The organism is Peribacillus sp. TH27 (assembly GCF_016650915.1).
GTDB classification, from domain to species: Bacteria; Bacillota; Bacilli; order Bacillales; family DSM-1321; genus Peribacillus; species Peribacillus butanolivorans.
In genome coordinates, this window is record NZ_JAEKEV010000002.1 from 5584810 (window position 1) to 5609251 (window position 24442).

Annotated in this window: 18 protein-coding genes and 2 pseudogenes; 15 read left to right on the forward strand and 5 right to left on the reverse strand. The window is 36.6% G+C overall.

Annotation, left to right across the window (positions count from 1 at the left end; translation table 11 throughout):
* Positions 1-485: 485 nt before the first annotated feature.
* Together JFU24_RS28295 and JFU24_RS28300 are read right to left on the reverse strand one after the other, a co-directional pair.
* Positions 486-1298 carry a formate/nitrite transporter family protein gene (locus JFU24_RS28295; RefSeq protein ID WP_201185168.1) on the reverse strand — a complete coding sequence of 271 codons (813 nt, stop codon included), beginning with the start codon at positions 1296-1298 and terminating at the stop codon, positions 486-488.
* Between the two features lie 604 nt (positions 1299-1902).
* The gene (locus JFU24_RS28300) at positions 1903-3171 is read right to left on the reverse strand and encodes an L-lactate MFS transporter (RefSeq protein ID WP_201224200.1); all 1269 of its coding nucleotides are present in this window, start codon (positions 3169-3171) and stop codon (positions 1903-1905) included.
* A 758-nt stretch (positions 3172-3929) separates the two neighbouring features.
* Here JFU24_RS28300 and JFU24_RS28305 point away from each other — a divergent pair.
* A complete protein-coding gene (locus tag JFU24_RS28305) occupies positions 3930-5018 on the forward strand; it encodes a branched-chain amino acid aminotransferase (RefSeq protein WP_057218925.1) in 1089 nt (362 codons plus the stop codon).
* 51 nt (positions 5019-5069) lie between these two features.
* Here the strand turns inward: JFU24_RS28305 and JFU24_RS28310 are convergent, their stop codons facing one another.
* Complete coding sequence (locus tag JFU24_RS28310) at positions 5070-5756, reverse strand: response regulator transcription factor (protein WP_201185167.1); 687 nt, start codon at positions 5754-5756, stop codon at positions 5070-5072.
* A gap of 142 nt (positions 5757-5898) precedes the next feature.
* Between JFU24_RS28310 and JFU24_RS28315 the strand changes: the two genes are divergently transcribed.
* On the forward strand, positions 5899-6786 hold the full coding sequence (locus tag JFU24_RS28315) for a R2-like ligand-binding oxidase (RefSeq protein ID WP_201250808.1): 888 nt from the start codon (positions 5899-5901) through the stop codon (positions 6784-6786).
* A gap of 466 nt (positions 6787-7252) precedes the next feature.
* On the opposite strand, the gene JFU24_RS28320 is transcribed toward JFU24_RS28315, so the two are convergent.
* A complete protein-coding gene (locus JFU24_RS28320) occupies positions 7253-7510 on the reverse strand; it encodes an alpha/beta-type small acid-soluble spore protein (RefSeq protein ID WP_053346373.1) in 258 nt (85 codons plus the stop codon).
* Positions 7511-7864: 354 nt separating this feature from the next.
* On the opposite strand from JFU24_RS28320, the gene JFU24_RS28325 reads away from it, so the two are divergent.
* From JFU24_RS28325 to JFU24_RS28365, 9 genes and pseudogenes are all read left to right on the forward strand, one after another.
* Positions 7865-8596 carry a YqcI/YcgG family protein gene (locus tag JFU24_RS28325; RefSeq protein ID WP_201224203.1) on the forward strand — a complete coding sequence of 244 codons (732 nt, stop codon included), beginning with the start codon at positions 7865-7867 and terminating at the stop codon, positions 8594-8596.
* A gap of 299 nt (positions 8597-8895) precedes the next feature.
* Positions 8896-9522 (forward strand): annotated as a pseudogene (locus JFU24_RS28330) (FMN-dependent NADH-azoreductase); the annotation flags it as partial.
* Between the two features lie 137 nt (positions 9523-9659).
* Entirely contained in the window at positions 9660-11456 is a 1797-nt protein-coding gene (gene pepF, locus JFU24_RS28335) for an oligoendopeptidase F (protein WP_201224205.1), read from the forward strand.
* A gap of 245 nt (positions 11457-11701) precedes the next feature.
* A complete protein-coding gene (locus JFU24_RS28340; protein WP_201250810.1) occupies positions 11702-13948 on the forward strand; it encodes an AAA domain-containing protein in 2247 nt (748 codons plus the stop codon).
* A 308-nt stretch (positions 13949-14256) separates the two neighbouring features.
* Positions 14257-15255 carry an LLM class flavin-dependent oxidoreductase gene (locus tag JFU24_RS28345; RefSeq protein ID WP_201250811.1) on the forward strand — a complete coding sequence of 333 codons (999 nt, stop codon included), beginning with the start codon at positions 14257-14259 and terminating at the stop codon, positions 15253-15255.
* A gap of 89 nt (positions 15256-15344) precedes the next feature.
* A complete protein-coding gene (locus JFU24_RS28350; RefSeq protein ID WP_201187887.1) occupies positions 15345-16367 on the forward strand; it encodes an LLM class flavin-dependent oxidoreductase in 1023 nt (340 codons plus the stop codon).
* Positions 16368-16472: 105 nt separating this feature from the next.
* On the forward strand, positions 16473-18218 hold the full coding sequence (gene pabB / locus JFU24_RS28355) for an aminodeoxychorismate synthase component I (RefSeq protein WP_201224209.1): 1746 nt from the start codon (positions 16473-16475) through the stop codon (positions 18216-18218).
* A gap of 102 nt (positions 18219-18320) precedes the next feature.
* Positions 18321-18467: a hypothetical protein gene (locus tag JFU24_RS28360; protein ID WP_201224211.1), complete on the forward strand. Its 147-nt coding sequence runs from the start codon at positions 18321-18323 to the stop codon at positions 18465-18467.
* Positions 18454-19220 (forward strand): annotated as a pseudogene (locus JFU24_RS28365) (D-serine ammonia-lyase); the annotation flags it as partial. The gene JFU24_RS28360 and the pseudogene JFU24_RS28365, both read left to right, overlap by 14 nt.
* Before the next feature lie 43 nt (positions 19221-19263).
* Here JFU24_RS28365 and pdxR read toward each other — a convergent pair.
* Positions 19264-20661 (reverse strand): MocR-like pyridoxine biosynthesis transcription factor PdxR, encoded by a 1398-nt coding sequence (gene pdxR, locus JFU24_RS28370; protein ID WP_201185153.1) that lies wholly within the window; start codon positions 20659-20661, stop codon positions 19264-19266.
* 372 nt (positions 20662-21033) lie between these two features.
* Here pdxR and pdxS point away from each other — a divergent pair, with 372 nt between their 5' ends.
* The 4 genes from pdxS to JFU24_RS28390 all read left to right on the forward strand — a co-directional run bounded on the left by pdxS (position 21034) and on the right by JFU24_RS28390 (position 24053).
* Positions 21034-21921, forward strand: coding sequence for a pyridoxal 5'-phosphate synthase lyase subunit PdxS (pdxS, locus tag JFU24_RS28375; RefSeq protein ID WP_053346361.1), 888 nt, complete (start codon positions 21034-21036; stop codon positions 21919-21921).
* Position 21922: 1 nt separating this feature from the next.
* On the forward strand, positions 21923-22522 hold the full coding sequence (pdxT, locus tag JFU24_RS28380; RefSeq protein WP_053346360.1) for a pyridoxal 5'-phosphate synthase glutaminase subunit PdxT: 600 nt from the start codon (positions 21923-21925) through the stop codon (positions 22520-22522).
* 167 nt (positions 22523-22689) lie between these two features.
* Positions 22690-23436: an SDR family NAD(P)-dependent oxidoreductase gene (locus tag JFU24_RS28385; RefSeq protein WP_201250812.1), complete on the forward strand. Its 747-nt coding sequence runs from the start codon at positions 22690-22692 to the stop codon at positions 23434-23436.
* A 173-nt stretch (positions 23437-23609) separates the two neighbouring features.
* On the forward strand, positions 23610-24053 hold the full coding sequence (locus JFU24_RS28390; RefSeq protein ID WP_201250813.1) for a TetR/AcrR family transcriptional regulator: 444 nt from the start codon (positions 23610-23612) through the stop codon (positions 24051-24053).
* Positions 24054-24442 lie beyond the last annotated feature (389 nt).

Below are 24442 nucleotides of genomic sequence, written 5' to 3' on the forward strand. Positions count from 1 at the left end.
AGAATATAATCAATCTTGCCTAGCAAAAAAATAATTAAAATTATTAAGATAATTCCACATGCATACTTAAAAAATGGTTTGTTTATCCACAAGACAATCCCCCTAAATCTCATCTGCTACTTATTACCCTTGTTAGGCTTAGAGTTAAACAATAATACCAACAGTAATAAATGATTAGGGGGAAATAGATGTAATTTGACATTAGATGGTTCAAGTACAGACTGTTTTCAAGCGAGATGTTGATTCTACCTTTAATTAGAATTCAAATATTTCGTAATTCGGAAAAAAGGGTGTATTCTAAAATAATTTCTAATTTAGGGCAGATGCATTCATCTCATTTACTTCACAGAATCATTGAAGTTCTTTAATAAACCAATATATTTCAAGTAAGAGGCAACTGAAACCTCATATTAAAATACCAAAATTCTTTGGTTAAAATGAAAAACAAACCTCCATTGGAAAATGAAGGCCTTGTATTAAAAAAATTATGATGATTTTTTTATATACTTTATTTCTTCTACAACTTTTTTGTCCTGACGTGCATAAGCTCCGTAATACAGACCGCCTACGAGAATGGCACCACCAACAGCATTTCCAAGGAAGACTGGGATAAAGTTCATAAAATACTCACCCCAAGTAACGGCACCAACGAAAATTCCTGCTGGAATGACAAACATATTGGCAACAATATGCTGGAATCCAAGTGTAATGAAAGCACAAATCGGCAAGAACAATCCAATGATTTTTCCTGTAGTATCTTCAGCGCTGTATGTAATCCAAATAGCCAGGGCTACCAGCCAATTACAGCCGACAGCTGAAATGAATGCTTCGATAAAATTGGCATCAACCTTTGATTGTGCTGCAGCTATCGTTTTATTCAAAAAGATGTCAGTTTCGGTCAATCCAAGTAGATGTCCGAAAAAGTAAGCAACAAAAATGGCACCTGCGAAGTTGGTTATAGCAATTAAGATCCAGTTTATTGATAATTGTTTAACAGATACTTTTTTAGCAAGCGCAGCCATCGATACAGCCATCATATTTCCAGTTAATAATTCTCCGCCGGCAATTACAGTAAGTATTAAACCTAACGGGAATACTAAACCACCTATTAAGTTATTCAGTGTACCCCACTCATGTGGTAAGCCTGCGGTGACCCTTATGTTAAATAAATAGCCCAAAGCGATAAAGGCCCCACCTAGGAAACCTAGTATTATTAGACTAGTTAGCGGCAATGTTGCTTTCTTAGTTCCTGCTTTGATTGCAATTTTCGCCATTTGTTGCGGGTTATAATAACTCATATTGCTCCCCCTAGTTGATGTTTCAAAAAAATTTGTTAGAATGTGTTACTTATTTAGTAGTAAAAACCCTTGAAAATACTTACTAAACAAAGATTACCAACAGTTATTATACATTAGTTTTAAAAATATGCTATAACGAAATAACTAATTTAGGATTTTTTTATAGAAAAAACTAAGCCTTTATCCAGTTTAGGGTGGTTCAAAAATATATAATACAAAAAGAAAATGCTAATAATATAAATCCTGAATTTTTAAAAGTGTAAATTATAGACTGCCTTTTAAATATGATAAAACGATTTTATACTTTTGAGTTTGAGTGCAATAGGGGGAGTAGGGTAGATAGTAATATGTATGAAAGGGAAGGGAGGGATTATGAATTTACTGAGGTTTCTAGAAGTTTTATATTGAAGTTCCTGAAAAGTGCCATTCAGTAATTGTTTTCAATTTTTATAAAATGTAAATTCTGATGAAATATAATAAAGAGTAAAATATAAAATGAAAAAGGCATTATCACAAGAAAATTCCCAATAAGGAAGTTACCTTGATAATGCCTTGATCTAGTATATTTATCGAACAAAATAGTCAGAAAAACTACTCTCTAAATTTATGATATTTTACTTAATTTATTAGTAAATCCTTGTTTCTGTTCTCTTTGCATTTTTTTGATATCTAAACGCGACCAGATGGAAATCAAGAAAGCAATTGCAATTAATGCAGCGAAAACATAGAACACTGGAATATAACTGTTTGTACTTTCTCTAATTGCGGTAACCAGCATTGGTCCACAAACTCCTCCAAGAGACCATGTTGTTAAAAGATAACCATGGATAGCACCAATTTCTTTTGTTCCAAATAAATCTCCAGCAAATGCAGGAAGATTTGAGAAACCTCCACCATAACAACTAACAACTAACAATATAAGACCTTGGAACAATAACGAATTTGTAGTAGTTGGAAGTAAGAGGAACGCTCCGATTTGAATAATAAAGAAAATGACGAAAACATTTGGGCGACCAATATAATCAGAGGCTGCTGCCCAACCAAGTCTGCCTCCACCATTGAAGATTCCCATGATACCAACCAGAGTTGCTGCGCCAGCTACAGACAATCCAACTACGTCTTGAGCCATAGGAGAAGCCACAGAAATCATCATAATCCCTGCACTAGTATTAATTAATTTCATCGACCAAAGCATCCAGAAATGTTTTGTTTTAACCGCTTCTTTTGCAGTTAATTGTCTTAGATCTTTCTTAATTTCTTTTTTTCCTGACTCAATATCTTTTTTCATACCTTCAGGAATCCAATTCGCTTTTGGTGGTGCAATGTATGAAGCACCTAAAAACATAAGAATGAAATAGCCTGCTCCTAAAATGTAATAAGTAGAATAAATTCCAACGGATTCCATAAGGCTTGCTGCAACTGGGGCTGTAATAAGAGCTCCAGCACCAAAACCGAGTACAGCCATTCCTGTTGCTAGTCCTCTTCTATCAGGGAACCATTTGACAAGAGTAGATACTGGTGAAATGTATCCAATACCCATACCAAGACCACTTAATACTCCATATGTTAGTAAGTAAAGTGGAAGTGAATCGATCATGACAGCCAAACCAGAACCAGCTTGTCCTAAACCGAATAATACAGCAGCAACTAAGGCTGATTTTCTTGGACCATTCTTTTCAACAAATTTCCCAAAGAAAGCTGCAGAGGTTCCTGCAAGCGCCATCATAATTGTAAATGCTAAAGTTACTTCAGTTTCTGACCACCCCATAGTCTCAACTAAAGGTTTCTTGTATACGCTATATGCGTATGCACCACCAATGGAAAGGTGAATAGCAATAGCTGATAAAGCAATTAACCACCTGTTTTTTGTCATATTGTTACCCCTTTTCGTGAATTATAAGAGAGTGGCATGCGTTTTATCTATAATAATATGAGTTGCATGCATTTTATCTATCTCGTGGGATAAGTATATAAGATTATTATTTAGTAGTAAACTACTAAATTAAATTTTACTAAAAAAAATGTTGCTATAACATTCTTGTACAAATCCGAATCGGCTTAGGGAAAATTTTTATTTTATATCTTACTCACATAGGGAATAGGAAGCCAATTTTAGATGAGAGGCATAAATTAGCAGCTGTAGAATGTTATATAAGAATCTCTTGTATCTTGATTGTGATTGGCATTTTGAATGTGGCAAATGCCCTTAATTCGCTCCATTCTATCTATTTTGAATCGGTAATGATTTTCCTTCGCTATTGTAGGTCTTATGTAATCAAGATGCTAATCTTCAACGGCAAACGGAAAAGATGCACATTGGCATTATTCAATGATATTTGTTAAAATTAACTTAAGACTTTATAAAAGAATCTTCAGAATTCCAATCAAGCCATTAGTATTAAAGGATTTTAATAGGGATAATAAAAGTTTTTTTCTTACAAAAAAGGAATATTAGAGTCTTTTTTCAGGAATCATACGTAAAGTAATCAAAAAAAATCAAATTATTTTGAAAAAATTCCGAAAATTTAGTCATAAGGGCTTGAACTATGATTCCTGATAGGAGTAAACTAAGTTAAGATAGATTTTATGGAAGTGAAATCTTGTAAAAATATTCAACAAGGGGTTTTGGTAATGAAGGAACATGACATGCAAATCACGCTTAGTACAACAAAGAAAGAAAAACCACAAGCGGACCAGCTTGAGTTCGGTAAGAAATTTACCGATCATATGTTTATTATGGATTACACACGAGGGCAAGGGTGGCATGATCCAAGAATTGTTCCTTATCAACCGCTCGCATTAGAGCCGTCAGCTATGATTTTTCACTATGGCCAATCTGTTTTTGAAGGATTAAAAGCATATGTATCATCAGATGATGAAATTATTTTATTCCGCCCGAAAAAGAATTTTGAACGCTTAAATAATTCAAATAGTCGCCTATGTATACCAGATGTTGATGTGGATTTCGCGTTAAAGGCCTTAAAAACCTTAATTAGCGTTGATAAAGAATGGATTCCTCGAGCAGAAGGGACGTCCTTATATATTCGACCTTTCATTATAGCTACTGAACCTTATCTCGGAGTTTCTCCATCAGATCGCTATCAATTTATCATCATTATGTCACCGGTAGGTTCTTATTATAAAGAGGGAATTCACCCTGTTAAAATTGCGGTGGAATCAGCTTTTACACGTGCCGTAAATGGTGGTACAGGAGAAGCTAAAACAGGTGGTAATTATGCATCAAGCCTTAAAGCTCAAGAGGAATCTGAAAAGATGGGATATTCTCAAGTGCTTTGGCTAGACGGAGTAGAAAAAAAATATATTGAAGAAGTAGGAAGCATGAATGTCTTCTTCAAAATCAATGGTGAAATCATTACTCCAGCTTTAAATGGTAGCATCCTTTCAGGAATTACTCGGGATTCTATTATTGAATTGTTAAAGCATTGGAATCTTCCAGTAACAGAACGGCGTATTTCTATGGAGGAAGTCTATGAAGCCTTTAAATCAGGACAATTAGAAGAGGCATTCGGTACTGGTACAGCTGCTGTGATTTCTCCAATTGGTGAATTCTTGTGGAATGGTGAAGAAATGATAGTTCAAAACGGAGAGACTGGTGAATTATCTAAAAAACTTTATGATACATTAACTGGTATCCAAACAGGTAAGGTTGAAGATGAATTAAACTGGACTACGAAAGTTGAAGAAAAAGTCACTCAATAATATTTTAAAACAAAAAAACCTTCTATGAAGGTTTTTTTGTTTTATATTCTTTTAAATAATTATCTTGTGCCGGATAGCGACAGCTACAGCCTCTGTACGATGATTGACTCCTAATTTCCTAATGGCAGAAGAAATATAATCCCTAACAGTGTATTCACTTACCCTCATCTTTGGTGCCATTTGTTTTAACCCTAGACCATTAGCTAAATATTGTAGGACTTCGACTTCACGATTACTAAGAAGGTATGAGGGGGGGGAGGATTCTAAAGTTGTACTGACTGCCAGTTCTAAATAATGGGAAAGCTTCATTAAATCATGCTTTGTAACAGGTTCGTTGGTCTGTATTGGGTCAACTAAAACAAAACCAATAACCATTTCATTGACCATAACCGGAATTACAGCTAATGAAGAGATTGCAAATCTTTTAACGTATTTTGCAGGTATGGATGATTTCGTATGTTTAATTGTTAAATATACTGGTTTGTTATTTATGAGAGCTTGGTGGATGGGGTATATATCATGAATATTTTCTTTGACATGATGTAACGAAATTGTTTCTTTACTTGTGCATGAGTAAATACCTTCACCCATACCACTTAAACAAGAGTAACTGAACAAAGAGGCACGTTGAAATGAAAAAAAATCTACACAGCCCTTTACAATCATTTTGGATTTATTTCTCATATCTTTTTGTATGGAAATATTTTTAACATGATTCAACAAGGTTTCCTCAAGCATTCGACTTTATTCCTCCCTACTTTTTCAGTGATAGGTAAAAACTTACTAATATCTTACAATATAAGGTAGGGCCTTACAAATTTGATTATCTATGCTTATGTGTTTACAAGTTTACGATTCTCTATTTTAAGGAGGATAAAAAATGAAAAGAACGAATTTGACGACCAGCAGCCGAAGTTTTAGAGAAGATACCCTTCCGTTTAAACTCTATCAAAAGGCAAAAAAATTCGGTGTATGGAATCCGCGTGACATTAATTTCAGTCAGGATATAGAAGATTGGAAGTCGTTTACTAGTATTGAAAGAGAAGTTTTATTACGGATTATTTCGCTTTTCCAGGGCGGAGAAGGAGCCGTAACATTGGATTTACTTCCGCTTATTATGGCTATAGCAAAGGAAGGTAGAATTGAAGAGGAAATGTACTTAACAACTTTCTTATTCGAGGAAGCAAAGCATATGGAATTTTTCCGTTATACTTTAGATCAAATTGGTGAAACAGGTGATCTAACAGTTTATCATTCAGAAACATACAAATCTATTTTTTACGAAATACTGCCTGAGGCGATGGAGAAACTAATACACGATCAGTCTCCTGAAGCATTGGCGGAAGCGGCCACTGTATATAATATGTTTACCGAGGGAGTACTTGCTGAAACCGGGTATTTTGGGTTTTATCAGACACTCGAAAACAATAATATGATGCCTGGTTTATTAAAAGGGGTTGGCCTTTTGAAAAAAGATGAATCGCGCCATATTGCATATGGCACTTTTTTGCTCCAGAGGATTATCAGTGAGCATCCACATATTTTTAGACAAGTTGAAAAAAGAATGGCAGAACTTGCCCCACTTGCCATCGCGTTAAATATGGAAGGATATGATCGGTTTGGCAATCCATTTGATAATGATAAACAAGCTGTTTTAGATTTCACCATGAAACAATTAGCTGTTCGGATGGAAGTATTGGCACGGGCCAAGGGTAAGAAAATTGAAGAAATCTATCAAAGTAACGAAAAGGAATATGGAGTTTTGTAAAAAGAATGAAAAATAGGATATGACTGTACGTGATGATGTAAAGAAATTTATTCATTTAAATAGGTGGTGGATATACGGCGCAATAATTTTTCAAGCAGTTTGGGAATCTTAACATTCCTGGTCGCTTTTTATTTTTAGCATTAAAGTCTAATCTATTAACATAAACCACAGGGTGTCTCCAATTATGGTTCAATAAGTCATTAAAATTATAAAACAATTAAAGGCAGAGCAGGAACGACAATACTTCTAGTCGATCAATTTTGATAAAAGGTCCGTTGTTTTTGCAGGTACTAATGATCAACTAAACCGAGATGTAATGAATAAATTTTTAACTTAAAATTTATGAAAATCATTTATATATTTGAAATTTGAGCAAAAAGGAGGCGGGTATAAGGAAATGTCCGTCTCCTTCTATATGTTAAACAGATTTGAGTTTATATTTGTTAAGCAATCGTGATTCAATGAATTAGTTATTGTTTTTTCCTAAGTTTTCCTGAGCCATCTGTATAAGTTCCTTGACCATACCTCCTCCTAACTTTCCACCAATTTTTCCAGCTTGCTTTGATGTCAGTTGACCGTTATAGTCTTTTTTCAGTGGTACGCCAACTTCTTTTGCAACTTCAAACTTTGCATCTTCATGATTCTTCGTACCAGCTACTTTGGCTTTTAAATCATCAAGACCTTTTCTAGCTCCCGCTACTAGGATTTTATTTCTTCTTGTCATATATAATCACTCCTTAGTTTTTAGGTTATCCTAAAGTATAGAAAATGATCATTAACCTCTTTATTTTAATCTTTTATTTAGGTTCTACTTTGTATTTACCTTAACATTATAGGGAGATTTGCTTTAGTTTGATTTCTAGGAGTTTTTGCCACAGACCAGTCCATTATAATAATTCATGAGATTGGATTCACTCTGCTTTTTTTTGCAGACTAGCTCAGGCTGATACAGATGAAATCAAAAAAATTTGAATCTATTGCAGCATCTTTTAATATGACGAGAGAATTAGCTGTTATGGACGTTTACTTTATCAAATTCTGGGTATAAGATAGTATATCAATTTGAAGGAGAAAAGAGATGCTGACTGCGAATTCATGTTTGTTAACGAAAGAAGATATGAAAAATCCTGATCGAGTACCTCGATGGTTAATCAAGGAATATCAAACTTTCCACAATACAGTGATGGATAAAACATTTCCTTGTTATTTTGGTATGAACGCGGAAAAAAAAGGTGAGCTTCGTTATGCATATATTACACAGAAAGATTGGTCCAATCTCCCAAAAGCTGTGGAAAGCTTTCTAGACTTATTCCAGGAACCTCCATATGTCAGACATGGTTTGTTTGTTTTTATGGAGCCAGAAAAGCAAGAGGGAGATTTAGAATTATATCGAAAACGATTTTGGGAAATCCTTCAGTATCTTCATATAAATGATAAGAAACCTTGGCCAAATGAAAAGCCAAAAGATCCGGATCATTATTTATGGGATTACCATTTTGCAGGGGAACCAATTTTTATCTTTGGTAATGCACCTGCATATAAACAGCGTAAAACCCGTGATTTAGGAAATAGTCTTGTACTAGGCTTCCAACCCCGAATGATCTTTGAAGGATTAGAAGGTACAGAAAAAGGCGGAATCATGTCACGTGAAAAGGTGCGTGAACGAGTAGAAAAATGGGATAATCTCCCGAAACATCCGGATATCAGCCACTTTGGCGATGTAAATCATAATGAATGGAAACAATTTTTTATTGGTGATGATATTGAACCGATAAAAGGAAAATGTCCTTTCAATCATAAAGAGTTATAAACGAGAGTATTTGCTCTCGTTTATTTATTTGCTCTTTTCTTCTATATTATATGCTTGTAACTGTTAAAAAGGGGATTTAGAAAGTTCACCATAACTCGAGAACTCCGATATTTATTTCTTTATATGTCTGTAAAAGTATCTAAAACACAAAATATAGTATATAACCCCAAAAACATATATCTTGTTTTATTTTATTAACACAATTATAATGTGTATGTAGGAATTGCAGTTACTTCGAGATATCTTGATTAAATATTTCGGATTAAACTGTGCTATTCACATACACATATTAATTACAATTGGGGGAACCAACTATGTCTAAAGTATTATTAATCAAAGCAAACGACCGTCCAGCAGAGCAAGCAATCAGCGTGAAAATGTATGAATCGTTTTTAAGCACATATAAAGAAGCAAATCCTAACGATGAAATTACTGAATTGGATTTATTCAAACTCAACTTACCATATTACGGAAACACAGCAATTACAGCGATATTCAAACGCAACCAAGGTATGGAATTGACTGAAGAAGAATCAAAAGAAGCGGATAACGTGCAACAATACTTGAACCAGTTTCTTGCTGCTGATAAAGTAGTATTTGCATTCCCGTTATGGAACGCTACGGTACCGGCTCCTCTTGTAACATATATTTCTTATCTTGCTCAAGCAGGTACAACATTTAAATATACTGCGGAAGGCCCAGTTGGTCTTATTCCAGAGAAAAAAGTGGCTGTACTTAATGCTCGTGGTTCAGATTATGCTTTACCAGGAATGGATGCTGCTGAAATGGCAGTGAAATTTGTAACAATGAATCTAAACCTATGGGGGATAACGAACCCAGAAACAGTTGTTATCGAAGGGCACAATCAATATCCAGACCGCACACAAGACATTATTGCTGAAGGATTGACGAAAGTTGTAGAAGTCTGCAGACTAAATTCTAATTATATTTTATGTAATAACCAGTATGTATTTTTAGCATACTGGTTTTTTTATGCAGGTTTTTCTGAAAGTCGCTTATAATAGAGGGTAAGCCTATAAGTATGAAAGGAAGTGCCAATAAAATGCAAACGTACAAAACACGTGACGAAATCAAAGAGGAAGAAACTTGGAATCTAAATGATATTTACGATAACAAGGATAAATGGGAAAAGGATTATCAAGAAGTCCTTAAGATGACAGAAAAATTAAAAACCTATGATGGACAAATTCAGACAGCTCAAGACTTGTTTGAGTATTTACGGTCAAGTGAGGAACTTGGTTACATTTATAATAAACTCTATGTATTTGCGATGCTGCAAACAGATTTGGATACAAGGGTTACTTCATCACAGGCTTTGCTTGATCGGGCAAGTCAGTTAGGTCAGAAAATTAGCAATGCTTCTTCATTCTTCATGCCATTTCTTTTAAGCCTAGAAGAAAAAACGCTAAAAGGGTACATAAAAGAAATCGAGGGTTTGAAATATTTTGAAGAAGATTTACTAGATTCTTATCGATATAAAACCCATGTGTTAACGAAAGAACAGGAAGAGGTCCTTTCCCAAATAGGTGAAGCCTTTTCAGCACCACAAAAAACATTCGGGATGATCAACAATGCTGACATTAAGTTTGGTGAAGTGACAAATGGAGACGGCGAAAAAGTAGAGCTGACCCGAGGATTATATTCAAAATTGATTGAAGATGACAATCGTGATATTCGAAAAGAGGCATACATTGCGTATTATCAGCCATATGTACAACTGAAAAATACGATTGCTTCAACACTTTCAACAGCAATCAAGAATAACGTGAATCTCTCTAAACTAAGGAACTACCCTTCTGCATTAGAAAAATCATTGTTCGGTGATCAAGTTCCAAAAGAGGTATATGATAACTTAATTATGTCTACTAAACAAAATATAGGACCGATGCATAAATACATCCAGCTGCGGAAAGAGCTTTTGGGTGTAAATGAATTGCGTGCATACGATTTAAGTGTGCCATTGGTCGAAGGTGCAAAAGAAGAAATATCATATGATGACAGTTTTGCTTTAATGATTGAGGCGTTGAAACCGCTGGGTGAAGAATATACTTCTATCTTAAAAACCTTTAAAGAAAAACGCTATATTGATGTCAGAGAAACACCTGGAAAACGGTCTGGGGCTTACAACTTAGGACTTTATGGTGTTCATCCATTTATCTTACTAAATCACCGTGATGATCTTGACAGCGTATTTACACTTGCGCATGAATCTGGCCATGGGATGCATTCATACTATAGCTCAAAATATCAACCGCAAATAACAGCAGGCTATTCCATTTTTGTAGCGGAAGTTGCTTCTACGGTGAATGAAATTCTGCTGATTCGCCATTTAATTAATACAACAAAAGACGTTCAAAAGAAAAAGCACTTACTTAACCATTTTATCGATAGCTTTAAGGGAACTTTCTTCACACAGGTGATGTTCGCAGAATTTGAAAAGATCGTTCACGAGAAGGCAGAAAATGATGAACCACTAAATGCCGAGGTGTTTAACACAGCTTATGAAACAATTTTCCGAACATATAATGGTGATGAAATAGTTTTCGATGAAGAAGTGAAGTATGGCTGGTCACGCATTCCGCATTTTTATCGTCCATTTTATGTGTATAAATATGCTACAGGTTACGTTTCAGCTATTACAATTGCAGATAAAATTCTTTCCGGAGATCAAAAAACCCTCGAAAGTTATTTGACCTTCTTGAAAAGCGGCAGTTCTGAATTCCCGTTAGACCTGCTCAAGAAAACAGGCGTAGATTTAACTAAACCTGAGCCTATTGAAAATGCTATGAGGATTTTCAGTGATTTAGTAGAACAATTCACAGAGCTGTCAAAGGGCTAATGTAAACCATTTCTTCCAAAAGAGCCCATGGTATGATGAAATAAAAAATGCTATAGTAAGACTATTGGCAAATGAGAGGCCCAATCTTTTGATTGGGCCTTATTTTATATGTTAAAGAAGAGATATTGTCACGGGACAGGTTTTGCATAAAAAGCCTAGAGCCTTGGTTATTCATCGCAATAGCGCCTAGCTAATGGGCCAGTTCTTTATACATCCAAAGGCATATTTTGTGAGGAAAGTGAAAAATGAATTCAACGGTTAACTATATAAAAGAATGGCAACAGGCACTTCAACTTGAAATTTTGCATTTGAAAAAATACGGAAGCACAAAATACCTTGTTTCGAATGGCCATTTACTTACAAGTGATGGTTCTTTCACCTACTATTTTGAAACAAGCTCCTCGATAAAAATTCCTATAGGTTCCATTATTCGATTGGAATGGGGAGGAATAAAACAGGATGGGAGGGTCTTATCATCTGAAGGGAAAAGTATAATCATCGCTTTTGAACGATCATTAGGTGATTTAATCGGGGAAGCTTTTTTATACCATGATCCCTGGGAATTACTAGAACAATTGATTACCCGTCTAGATGAAATCAAGAGAAGCAAAAAGAAAAGGCTACGGATTAAGCGTCTAATGGATCCATCTATGCCCCAAAAACATCCGGTAAATGAAAAACAAAGCAGTGTAAAAGAATTATATGCACGTTCAAAATTTAATCCTGTCACTTTTGTCTGGGGACCTCCAGGAACAGGAAAGACTTATACATTGGCACGTACGGTTGCAAATCATTATTTCCAAGATAAAAATATCCTGGTGCTGTCACATAGCAATCAAGCTGTCGATGTACTGATGGCTGAAATCTCTACATTTATTAAAAAGAAAGACCGTTTCCATGAAGGGGATGTGCTTCGCTATGGTTCACAAATAGGTGATTCTCTAGCTATCCATGATGATATTGTTACAGGTCAACTATTAGGGAAGCATGAACCGGACTTGATGAAAGAAAAAGAGCAACTTGCAGAAGAAAAGAGGTTGTTAAAGCAGGATTTAGCTGGTTCATTTAGCAAAAGAGATACCAATCATTTAATTGAATTAGAAAAAAAATTAGCTAAAGTATTAGAGAAAATTCGTCAAAAAGAGATGCTACTTGTGAAAGAGGCTAAAATTATTGGAATGACCTTGGCTAAAGCTGCTAGCGATGAAACGGTATACCAAAAAGAATATGATCTAATCATTTTGGACGAAGCCAGCATGGCTTACGTACCGCAAGTAGCTTTTGCGGCAGCCTTATCCAAACATATTATCGTTTGCGGTGATTTCAAACAATTGCCACCAATTGCTTCTGCACGTGATTCTCTAGTGAAACTTTGGCTGAAAGAAGACATCTTTCATCGCGCGGGGGTTGCACAATCAGTAGAAGAGGGGGAACTTCATCCTCATTTATTTCTCTTAAAAGAACAGCGCCGTATGCATCCAGAAATTTCGGCATTTACGAATCGTGTGGTCTATAACAATTTTGTTGGAGACCATGAAAGTGTTTTGACAAGTAGAGATAGCATAAGATCAGCGGAACCGTTTGCAAATCAGGCAGCTGCACTTGTCGATACTAGCTTTTCAGGTGAATATTGCATGACGGAACGCACATCCCATTCGAGAATGAATCCATGGCAGTTGCTTTTGTCCTTTCAGCTGATTCATGAATCGTATGTTGGCGGGGCTCGATCCATTGGTTATGTTGCTCCATATCGTGCCCAGGCTAACTTGATGGAAAAACTTTTGGATGACTTGTATAGTCAAGAAAGGCAAACAGCAGACATCATAGCTGCAACTGTACATCGTTTCCAAGGCAGTGAAAGGGATGTCATGATTTTTGACACGGTTGATAGTTATCCGCAAAATCGTGCAGGAATGTTGCTGACCGGAAGAGAAAGTGAAAGGCTAATAAATGTGGCGATAACAAGGACCAAAGGGAAGTTCGTACATGTTTGTGATACTTCTTTTGTTAATAAGCATGTTTATCGTAGCAAAACACTTCGTCAGCTTGTTGATCATCAAATCCAAAACGGTCAGATGGTCGCAAGGAAAGATATTGGAAAATGGGTGAAACTTCAGCATCCCCGACTGCAATGGATGCATGCCCGTAAGTTGGACAACTTATTAGCAGATATAGATTCCTCTAAACAAGAAATTATTGTGGCCGTGCCAGATTTTAAAAATTTGTCAGAGGAATGGAAGCTGATTCTAATGAAAAGAGACCCTGAAGTCAAATTGACTATCATTTCAGGGAATAGAAATCCGGAAATTTTTACAGATTATTTCATTTGTATGCCAGTTTCCTTCTCTTTTATTATCATCGATGGTCATGTTGTCTGGTTAGGATTGCCTGTAGAATCGAATAATCGAGTGCAACCTCCCTTTGTAGCGGCTCGCTTGGATTCACCTATTATTGCAGAAGAAATCTTATCTCAGTTTAAAAAAAATGAATAATTTAAAGGAAAGGCCCAATTTTAGGGTCTTTCTATTTTTTTATTCAATAAATATTCCTTAAAACATCTCTTTAGAATATATGGTAAAAACAAATCGGGTTCCATCTATAAGAGTAATAAAAAATGTATATTTTAAAAATAACCTCGTTAGAATTTACAATTCACTCCTATTTACCAATCCAGAATATCCACTTATTATTTCAGCTAAGAGTTACAAACTAAACTAACAACAAGCGTATTAGGCGACATTTTATATTCAATGTTTTACGATTATATAACTAAGAGAGAAATGGGAAGAAGGGAACCCTAATGAAGCTAAGCATTTTAGATCAATCACCAATCGCATCCGGTCAAACCGCGCAGCAGGCATTGAACGATTCACTTTTACTCGCACAAGAGGGAGATAGACTTGGCTATAGCAGGGTTTGGTTTACGGAACATCATGATTTACCAGGATTAGCCTGTTCAGCTCCGGAGGTGTTGATAAGCTATATTGGTGCGCAAACAAAAAACATTCGAATTGGAGCAGGGGCTGTGTTGCTTCCGCATTACAAGCCATATCGCGTTGCAGAGACCTATAATATGCTTGCAACACTTTTTCCGGGCCGAATTGATATCGGCATAGGACGTGCTCCAGGAGGATCGGCAGAAGCGACTATGGCATTATCCGATAATTATCTGCAAAATGTATACAAAATGCCTGACCTCGTAAAGGAACTATTGTATTTTCTTCGAGAGAAATTTCCAAAAGATCACCTTTTTGAAAATACTTCTGCTGCACCAATCCCAAAAATTCCACCTGTACCATGGGTACTTGGAACAAGTGAAAAAAGTGCAAAACTCGCGGCGGAAAATGGGGTTTCTTACGCATTCGGTGAATTCATGAGCGACAATGATGGGATTAAGAGTCTTCAGTATTATCGTGAAAATTTTCAAGCAAAAGGGATCCTGAATGCGCCTAAAACAATATTAACGGTATCGGCCCTTTGTGCCGAAACCGAGGAACAAGCGAAAGAGATAGCACTAAGCAATACACTCTGGAAAATCCAAAGTGGCTTTGGGGAAAGAAAAATGGTCCCAAGTATAGAAGAGGCGAGGGAGTATGCATGGAATGCAAAAGAAAAAGAACTGAAGGGAAAGATGGATAAAAAAATGATTATGGGCACACCTTCAAAAGTAAAGCACCAGCTCTTGGAGTTACAGGAGAAATATCAAGCAGATGAAATCATGCTTATTACTATAACTCATAAGTTGGAGGACCGTCTGAAGTCGTATCGTTTGATTGCTAAGGAACTTCTGCTCAAATAATCAGGTAGAGCATTTTGTGTGCAATTTATCTGCATTTTCTATATGATGACTTTGCGTCCAATTAATCATAATTGAAAGAAGTTGAAGATATGAATGCTGATCAGCCTGCAAAAAAACTTAGAGACATTTCTTTTTCCGTACTGGACCTAGCTTCTATTGTCGAGGGTGGTACAGTATCAGCAGCCTTTAAAAATACAGTAGATTTAGCTCAGCATGTGGAGAAATGGAATTATAACCGTTTCTGGGTAGCAGAACACCATAGCATGCCTGGAATCGCTAGCTCTGCGACTTCTGTGTTAATCGGTTATGTTGCTGGAAGGACAGAAAAAATACGTGTGGGTTCTGGGGGCATAATGCTTCCAAATCATGCACCACTCGTCATCGCAGAACAATTTGGAACGTTAGAAGCTATGTATCCTGGTAGAATAGATTTAGGATTAGGTCGTGCTCCAGGAAGTGACCAATATACTGCAATGGCTCTCCGTGGCGATGTCCGTAATAATGGCCAAGATTTTCCTGAGCAGTTAGCGCAACTCCGCAGCTATTTAGATGCTGATTCAAAACATAATCGAGTCCGTGCTATTCCTGGTGAAGGGCAAGATATCCCGATTTGGCTGCTTGGTTCAAGCGGCTTCAGTGCGGCACTATCAGCACAGCTGGGATTACCATTCTCATTTGCAAGCCATTTTTCACCTGAAAATACTCAACCGGCTTTAGCACGTTATCGTAATAATTTTCAGCCATCAGAAGTTTTAGATAAGCCGTATGTGATGGTCGGTGTCAATGTATTTGCAGCGGATACTACTGAAGAAGCACAAAGAATTGCTACCTCTTATCAGCAGCAATTTTTAAACTTGATTCGAAATACACCTGGACAAATGGCTCCGCCAGTTGATACGATGGAAGGTATTTGGACAGAATATGAAAAAGCCATTGTCATGAAACAACTGAACGCTTCTATTGTCGGAAACCCGAAAGAAGTTGAAGAACAATTACAGACCTTTTTAGATGAGACTCAGGCGGATGAAATGATTATTAACTCTGCCATTTATGATCATAACGCACGCCTTCGTTCCTATGAAATCATTGCAGAAGTTACTGGAATGAAATAAGTGTAAATGTGAATGAGCTTGCAGATTATGTGTCTGCAAGCTCATTTTCAATTACATACCATATCTAATTACTTAGAATCTTATAAATAAAGTAAGGAGAGAAGCATGAAACAGGAAGAACCTTTATCACTATTATTTCACTTCACAGATAAACAAGATGTTAAAAAACCGTTATATTTTACGGAACCGAAAGAAGTTTTTATCGCCCATTCTTTACAGGATGTCCTCCCTCAATTCCAAAAGGTCCAGGCAGCAATCGAGCAGGGATATTATGCAGCAGGCTATGTATCTTATGAAGCGGCGCCTGCTTTTGAAAAGTCTTTTAAAGTAAAAGAAGGAGCAAAAATGCCGTTATTGTGGTTCGGTATCTTTGAGAAACCGGAAGAGTTCCCGGGAAAAATAACTGGTTCATTTCAATTAAATGATTGGGAATCAGAAACGGATTCCCATACATATCATTCTGGGTTTCAAACGATAAAAGCTGAAATCGAGAAAGGCAATACCTATCAAGTGAATTATACGATGCGATTGCAATCTATGTTCGAGGGGGACGACTTTGCTTTCTATGATCGGCTAAAGAGAGCACAACGATCGAACTATAGTGCTTTTTTGAATATCGGGACACATCGAATTCTGTCGGCTTCTCCCGAGTTATTTTTCCGCTGGGTGGATGGTCAGCTAATTACTCGTCCAATGAAAGGGACAGTCAAGCGTGGGATTACCGTGAAAACGGATCAGGCAAATGCGGACTGGTTAGCATGTTCTGAAAAAAATCAGGCTGAGAATTTAATGATTGTTGATTTGCTCAGGAATGACCTAGGAATGATTGCTGAACAAGGGAGCGTTCAGGTACCGAAACTTAAGGAAATTGAAAAGTACCCGACTGTGTGGCAAATGACATCAACCATCACAGCTAAAACGAAACCAAAAACAACGATTATTGATATATTCAAGGCGCTTTTTCCCTGTGGATCGATAACAGGAGCACCGAAAATCAAAACGATGAAAATTATCACTGAACTTGAGAATTCTCCACGTGAAGTGTATTGCGGTGCAATCGGCTTTATTACCCCGGAATGTGAAGCAGTTTTCAATGTACCTATTCGGACGGTTGTTATCGAAAAGGAAACAGGAAAAGCTGAATATGGGGTAGGAGGGGGAATAACCTGGGATTCTGTCTTACTTGAGGAGTATGACGAAGCCTTTTTAAAAGCTAAATTATTGTCAGAGGAAAGACCTACCTATCAGCTGTTAGAGTCGATTAAGCTTGAAGATGGCCAGTATTTTTTATTGGATGAGCATATTGATAGAATGATGCAGTCAGCTGGATACTTTGACTATCCGTTTTCTGAAACAGAACTTAGAAATAAGCTCCAAAAATATGCAGATTCACATTATGATTCGATGCAAAAAGTACGGGTTCTGCTTTTTGAAAATGGAGATTTTGAAGTTTCAGGACAAATAATCAAGACAATGGAAGCAGAAATTTCAGCTATCATAGCCGAAAGTCCAATATCAACTGAAAATCCATTTCTCTATCATAAGACGACTAACCGGGAAGTTTATGAAAAATTTCAAACTAGGCACCCTGAGTTCTATGACGTTTTACTTTGGAATGAACAAGGATATATTACAGAGTTCACGAACGGAAATGTAGTAGTAAAGATAAATGGAGATCTGTTCACCCCTCCAGTAGAATCAGGATTGCTTGCAGGGACTTTCCGTCAGGAGCTATTAAGGAAGAAAGAAATAAAAGAAAAATTAATAACAAAGGCTGATCTTCATAATGCTGAGGAAGTTTGGTTTATTAATAGTGTGCGAAGGGGATTAAAAGTGAATCTTACATTTTAAACCAAAATTGTCCTAGTAAAAGAGTACTGTATTCGTACATAGCAATTTGCTAAGTTATAGTAGATGATAAATATTGTTACATATGACTAGGAGGGAAATGCTATGGAGAAACAAAAAATCGCAGGTTTATCTTTGATAGAGTGGAAAGAGAAATATCCTTTAATAAAAAAACTTATAAAGACAGATGAAGTTTTTTGGTTGAATCCCAATTATGGAAGCAATCAGGGCATTTCAATCGCTTGGATTTAAGGTTACTGTACATATGTCGGCAGATGCCAAGCAGTGGAAAAAAGATAAACTAAGAAACCTTGGTGTCATTGTAAAGGAATATGAAGACGATTACAGTAAAGCCGTCGAAGAAGGGCGAAAAGAAGCATCTCTTGACCCAAATTGCCATTTTATTGATGATGAAAATTCAAAAGATTTGTTGCTAGGCTATGCGACAGCTGCAACACGTCTGAAAAATCAATTAAAAGGAATGTCGATCCCGGTTGACGAAGATCATCCTTTATTTGTTTACTTACCATGCGGAGTAGGTGGTGGCCCCGGCGGTATAACATATGGGCTAAAATTGGCCTTCGAAGACGATGTCCATTGCTTTTTTGCAGAGCCAACACATTCGCCGTGTATGTTGCTTGGATTGGCAACGGAACTTCATGACAAAGTCTCGGTACAGGATTTTGGAATTGATAACAAAACGGAAGCAGATGGACTAGCGGTCGGAAGGTCATCTGAATAGTAAGCGGCAGCTATACAATACAGGACAAAAGATTATTTGACTTGCTTCGAGAGTTGGCTGAGACAGAAGGATATTATTTAGAGCCGTCTGCCCTCGCAGGAGTATATGGACCAGTTCAATTGTTCAGTAGCGAAGAGGGAAAACAATATCTCAAGGATCAAAAACTTCAAGAAAAAATGAAACAGTCCACACATATTATTTGGGCTACAGGTGGCAGTATGGTACCAAAGGTCATGATGGAAGAATATTTAACTAAAAGTTAAAAAAGAAAAAGGAAGTTTACATTTGTGAACTTCCTTTTTCTTTTTAAAACCCCCAGGAGTTCAATAAAAGATGAATAGCTTTTTCTAATTCTGCTTCAGGTATCCCTGCAAAGCCTAATATAATTTTAGGAGGATGTTCATCTATTTTCTCAATGGAATAAGTGGAAAGTCCGTATATTTTAATGTCGTCATCAGCCGCTTTTTGAATTAGTGTTTGTTCATCCATCCCATTTTTCACGGTGAGAACAATATGCAGTCCTGATCGTTCACCAATGATTGATATTTGTTGATGATAGGGTTTAATCAAATCAATCACTTTTTCTAATTTACGGCGGTAAACTTTCCTCATACGATTTAAATGTTTTTCAAAATCTCCCTCCCTCATAAACTCTGTTAAAACATGTTGGTCAATCCTTGATACGGTTGAATGGTAGAAAGATAATTCCTCTTGATACCTCTGTAATAACGGAGCTGGAAGAACCATATAACTGATACGAATCGAAGGCATCAATGATTTGGAAAACGATCCTAAGTAAATCACTTTTTCTCCAACATCCATACTTTGTAAAGAAGGAATCGTTTTTCCACTATAACGAAATTCACTATCATAATCGTCTTCGATAATATATCTATTTGCTGCCCCTTGGGCCCAATTCAACAATCGTGTACGTCTGTTAACAGACAGAATTGTTCCATAGGGGAAGTGATGGGAAGGGGTTACATAAACTACATCAATTGAAGACTGCTCAATAGGGTTGACCTTCACCCCTTCTTCATCAACTTCTAATGGATATACATCATTTGGATAGCTACGTAAAATACGATAAATCAAGTGATAACCGGGATCTTCGACTCCGTATATGGTGGTTTTATCAAAAAGAAGAACAAGCTGCTGTAGTAAAATTTCCAGTCCCGCACCAATGATAATCTGTTCAGGGACACATTGGACCCCACGAGCATGATATAGATAGTGGGCAATTTCACAACGTAATTCATATTCACCTTGAGAATCTCCCAGTAAAAGAAGGTCTTGATGAGATTCATCGATTTTATTTTTAATATACTTTCGCCATTTTTCAAATGGAAAGTTCTCAGTATCAATTTGGCTTGGGTGAAAATGATAGAGCAATTCCCTTACTTTATTATCATTCTGTTCTAAGGGAACATTGTCAGTTTGAGTATACTCTAAATCCTCAAATGTTTGTATGTAGTATCCCTTTCTGGGAATAACTTCAACGTATCCTTCAGCAGTTAATTGTTCATAGGCAGTCTCGACTGTATTTTGACTAATCTGCAGAAACTCCGCTAATTTTCGCTTCGATGGCAGCTTCGTTCCAAAGAGAAGACGTCCATCAATTATCTCTTTTTTAATATGCGAATATAATTGTTCGTATAATGGTTCTTCACTCATACGATTTAAGTTACAGGTTAACATATTCATTTTGCTTCCGCCTTTTTTAAATAATTCGTATCTGACCCCATTAAATTATTGAAAACTGATACTTTCAATACGGTCATCTATTTTTTATACTAATTAACAAATCTAAAAAATGCAAATATTAGGGGGAAGTAGAGGGAAAATTATTAGGAACTGACCCCATTAAATTATTGAAAACTGATACTTTCAATACGGTCATCTATTTTTTATACTAATTAACAAATCTAAAAAATGCAAATATTAGGGGGAAAGTAGAGGGAAAATTATTAGGAACTGACCCCATTAAATTATTGAAAACTGACACTTTCAATACGGTCATCTATTTTTTATACTAATTAACAAATCTAAAAAATGCAAATATTAGGAGGAAAAGTAATGGAAAAATTATTAGGAACTGACACAGTAAAAAGAGGAATGGCACAGATGCAAAAGGGTGGCGTAATTATGGACGTCATTAATGCTGAACAAGCAAAAATCGCCGAAGCAGCGGGTGCTGTTGCTGTCATGGCTTTAGAAAGGGTACCTTCTGATATTCGTGCAGCTGGTGGTGTAGCAAGAATGGCAGATCCTCGTATCGTTGAGGAAGTATTGAATGCTGTTTCTATTCCGGTCATGGCTAAAGCAAGGATTGGTCACATTGTTGAAGCAAGGATTCTGGAATCAATGGGTGTTGATTATATTGACGAAAGCGAAGTGCTGACGCCTGCTGATGAAGAATATCATTTGTTAAAAAGCGATTTCACAGTACCTTTTGTATGTGGATGCCGTGACTTAGGCGAAGCTGCACGCAGGATTGGTGAAGGAGCATCGATGCTTCGTACAAAAGGAGAACCTGGAACAGGAAATATTGTGGAAGCTGTTCGACATATGAGAAAGGTTTTGTCCCAAATTCGTAAAGTGAGCGTAATGAGTGACGATGAATTAATGACAGAAGCAAAAATCTTAGGTGCTCCTTATGAGATTCTAAGAGAAATTAAGCGGACAGGTAAATTGCCTGTAGTTAACTTTGCAGCAGGTGGAATTGCTACTCCAGCAGATGCAGCACTGATGATGGAACTGGGCGCAGATGGCGTATTTGTGGGTTCAGGTATATTTAAATCAGAGAATCCTGAAAAATTTGCAACTGCAATCGTTCAAGCGACTACATATTATACTGATTATGAATTGATTGGCCGGCTGTCAAAAGAGTTAGGCAGTGCAATGAAAGGTATTGATATTTCTAAGCTTGCTCCATCAGAACGGATGCAGGAACGTGGCTGGTAATATGATAACCATCGGTGTTTTGGGTTTACAGGGTGCTGTTGAAGAACATTTAAATCAAATTAAAGCTGCAGGTGAACAAGCTATAATTGTTAAAAAACCTGAACAGTTAAAAGAAATTGATGGCTTAATTATTCCAGGCGGAGAAAGCACTACGATGAGAAAGCTCATGGATCGTTACGGATTTATGGAACCCATCAAAACCTTTTTTGAACTAAAAAAACCTGTCTTCGGTACATGTGCGGGAATGGTATTGGCCGCAAAGAAATTGACTGGGGATGAAGAGGCTTATCTTGGATTAATGGACATTTCCGTGAAAAGGAACGGATTTGGACGTCAGCGGGATAGTTTTGAAGCACAACTCTCGATCAAAGGAATGGAAGAACCATTTACAACTGTCTTCATCCGGGCACCATTCGCGGAAGAAATTGGTGAAGACGTAGAGGTATTAGCTCTTTATGAAGATCATGTTGTTGCTGCGAGACAAGAACATGTCCTGGTTAGTGCTTTTCATCCAGAATTAACAGGGGATAATCGTTTTATACAACTCTTCATCGAAATGGTGAAAGAATCTATCAGTAAAGTTGAAGTAAAAATGTGCTAAATATTAATGAGCTGTCCTATTTTAATAGGGCAGCTTTTTGTATGCAATAAGATATAAAGGGAACTTTAAAAAAACATCATTTCGCTTGAAATTATTATTCAATAAATCTATAATAAAAGTGAGTAAATACTTACTTATTTATTTTGAGCGTTGAAAGGGGAATTTATATGACAGCAAGAGTGGCAGTTATTACAGGTGGAGCAAGTGGAATAGGCCGTGCAACATGTCTAAAATTTGCAAAAAAAGGGGACAAAGTCGTTGTTGCGGATTTTAACGAGGCCATGGCAGAAGAAACTGTTGAACTGATTAAGGCAGAAGGCGGAGAAGCTATTTTTGTTAAAACTGATGTTTCAAAGCAAGAAGATGTGGAAGCATTGGTCAATATCGCTGTAGATGTTTATGGAAGAATTGATATTATGTTCAATAACGCTGGCATAGGTGCGGGTGGCATGATTCTTGAACAAAATATGGAAGGGTACTTTAAAACGATCGGAGTAAACCAACACGGTGTGGCTTTTGGCATCATGGCAGCCGGACGTAAAATGAAGGAACTAGGAAGTAAGGGAGTTATTATAAATACTGCTTCGGTGTTTGGCTATTTAGCTTCACATGGGACTTTCGCATACCAGGCTTCTAAAGGCGCTGTAAGAATGATGACACAAACAGCGGCTTTGGAATTGGGTGCTTATGGAATACGAGTAGTAGGTATCGCACCAGGCGGTGTGGATACTCCAATTATCCAAGGATATAAAGATATGGGAATCATCGATAAATTGAATGCAAGCCAAATGCGCGGCAAATTAATTAAGCCGGAAGCAATTGCGAATGCTGTTTATCTACTATCATTAGATGAAGCTGATGCGATTAATGGCAGTATTGTTATGGTTGATGATGGCTATGCATCTTTTAAATAATTTTGAAAAGGAAAACAGCGTCTTAATCCGACGATGTTTTCTTTTTATGTCTTATATGACTAATGCAAGTCTCATAGACCAAAGGTTATATTGACCGATTGGTATCATCAGGCTATTATGGAAAATAGATCGGACAAGCCGGTCTTATCTTTTATAAAAGAAGGTTGATATTTTTGAAAAAAGGGCAGCAAACAAAAGAACGGATCATTAATGTAGCCCGGACTCTTTTTGCCAGTAAAGGTTTTGACATGACCAGAACGAATGAAATCGCTTCTGCCTGTAATGTTTCCGAAGCTACGATTTACAAATACTTTGACAGCAAAAAAGATTTGCTTTTGGCTACGATTACTCCTAGTGAAAAAGAAGATGCGGAAGTTGAGACTAGCCACCTTTCTACGGATGAGCTTGTAGAGAATCACGTTATCACATTGATAAAAAAATTCTTGAAAATAAAGAACAGTATTCGATATTATTTCGAGAAACTCAATACGATCAAGAAATTTCTAAACAATATGTTGAGCAAATCTTCAAGCCAAATGCTAAGCTTATTGAACTTCAGAAGAGAATTGATACTGGAGAGATTCACTATATTTCCGATATTATCTTATTTAATGTAGGAATTATTTCTTTTACATTAGCTTTATCGACCCATTATGAGATTCATCAACAGAAAACGGAACCGTATTTTACTGAGGAAGGAATAAAGAGTATTGCTCAGCTTTTAGTATATGGGATTCATGGAAAAAGCAATAATACATAAATAAACGGTCATATTTAAGGCGTATGAGTCAACAAGCCGCAAATATGACCGTTGCTTTATCTACTATTAGTATTAGTTATTCAAGCTTGTACCTCTAGACTTGACGATACATTGTGCAAACTAGTGTAATCCGAAGAATGGAACTATACCTGTTATTTTGGAGATGCAAAAATTAAAAGGTCAAGGAAGAAACAGTTTTAAATTTCAGGAAAAATAGAGGGGGATAACTGATGAAAGTTTCTGAAT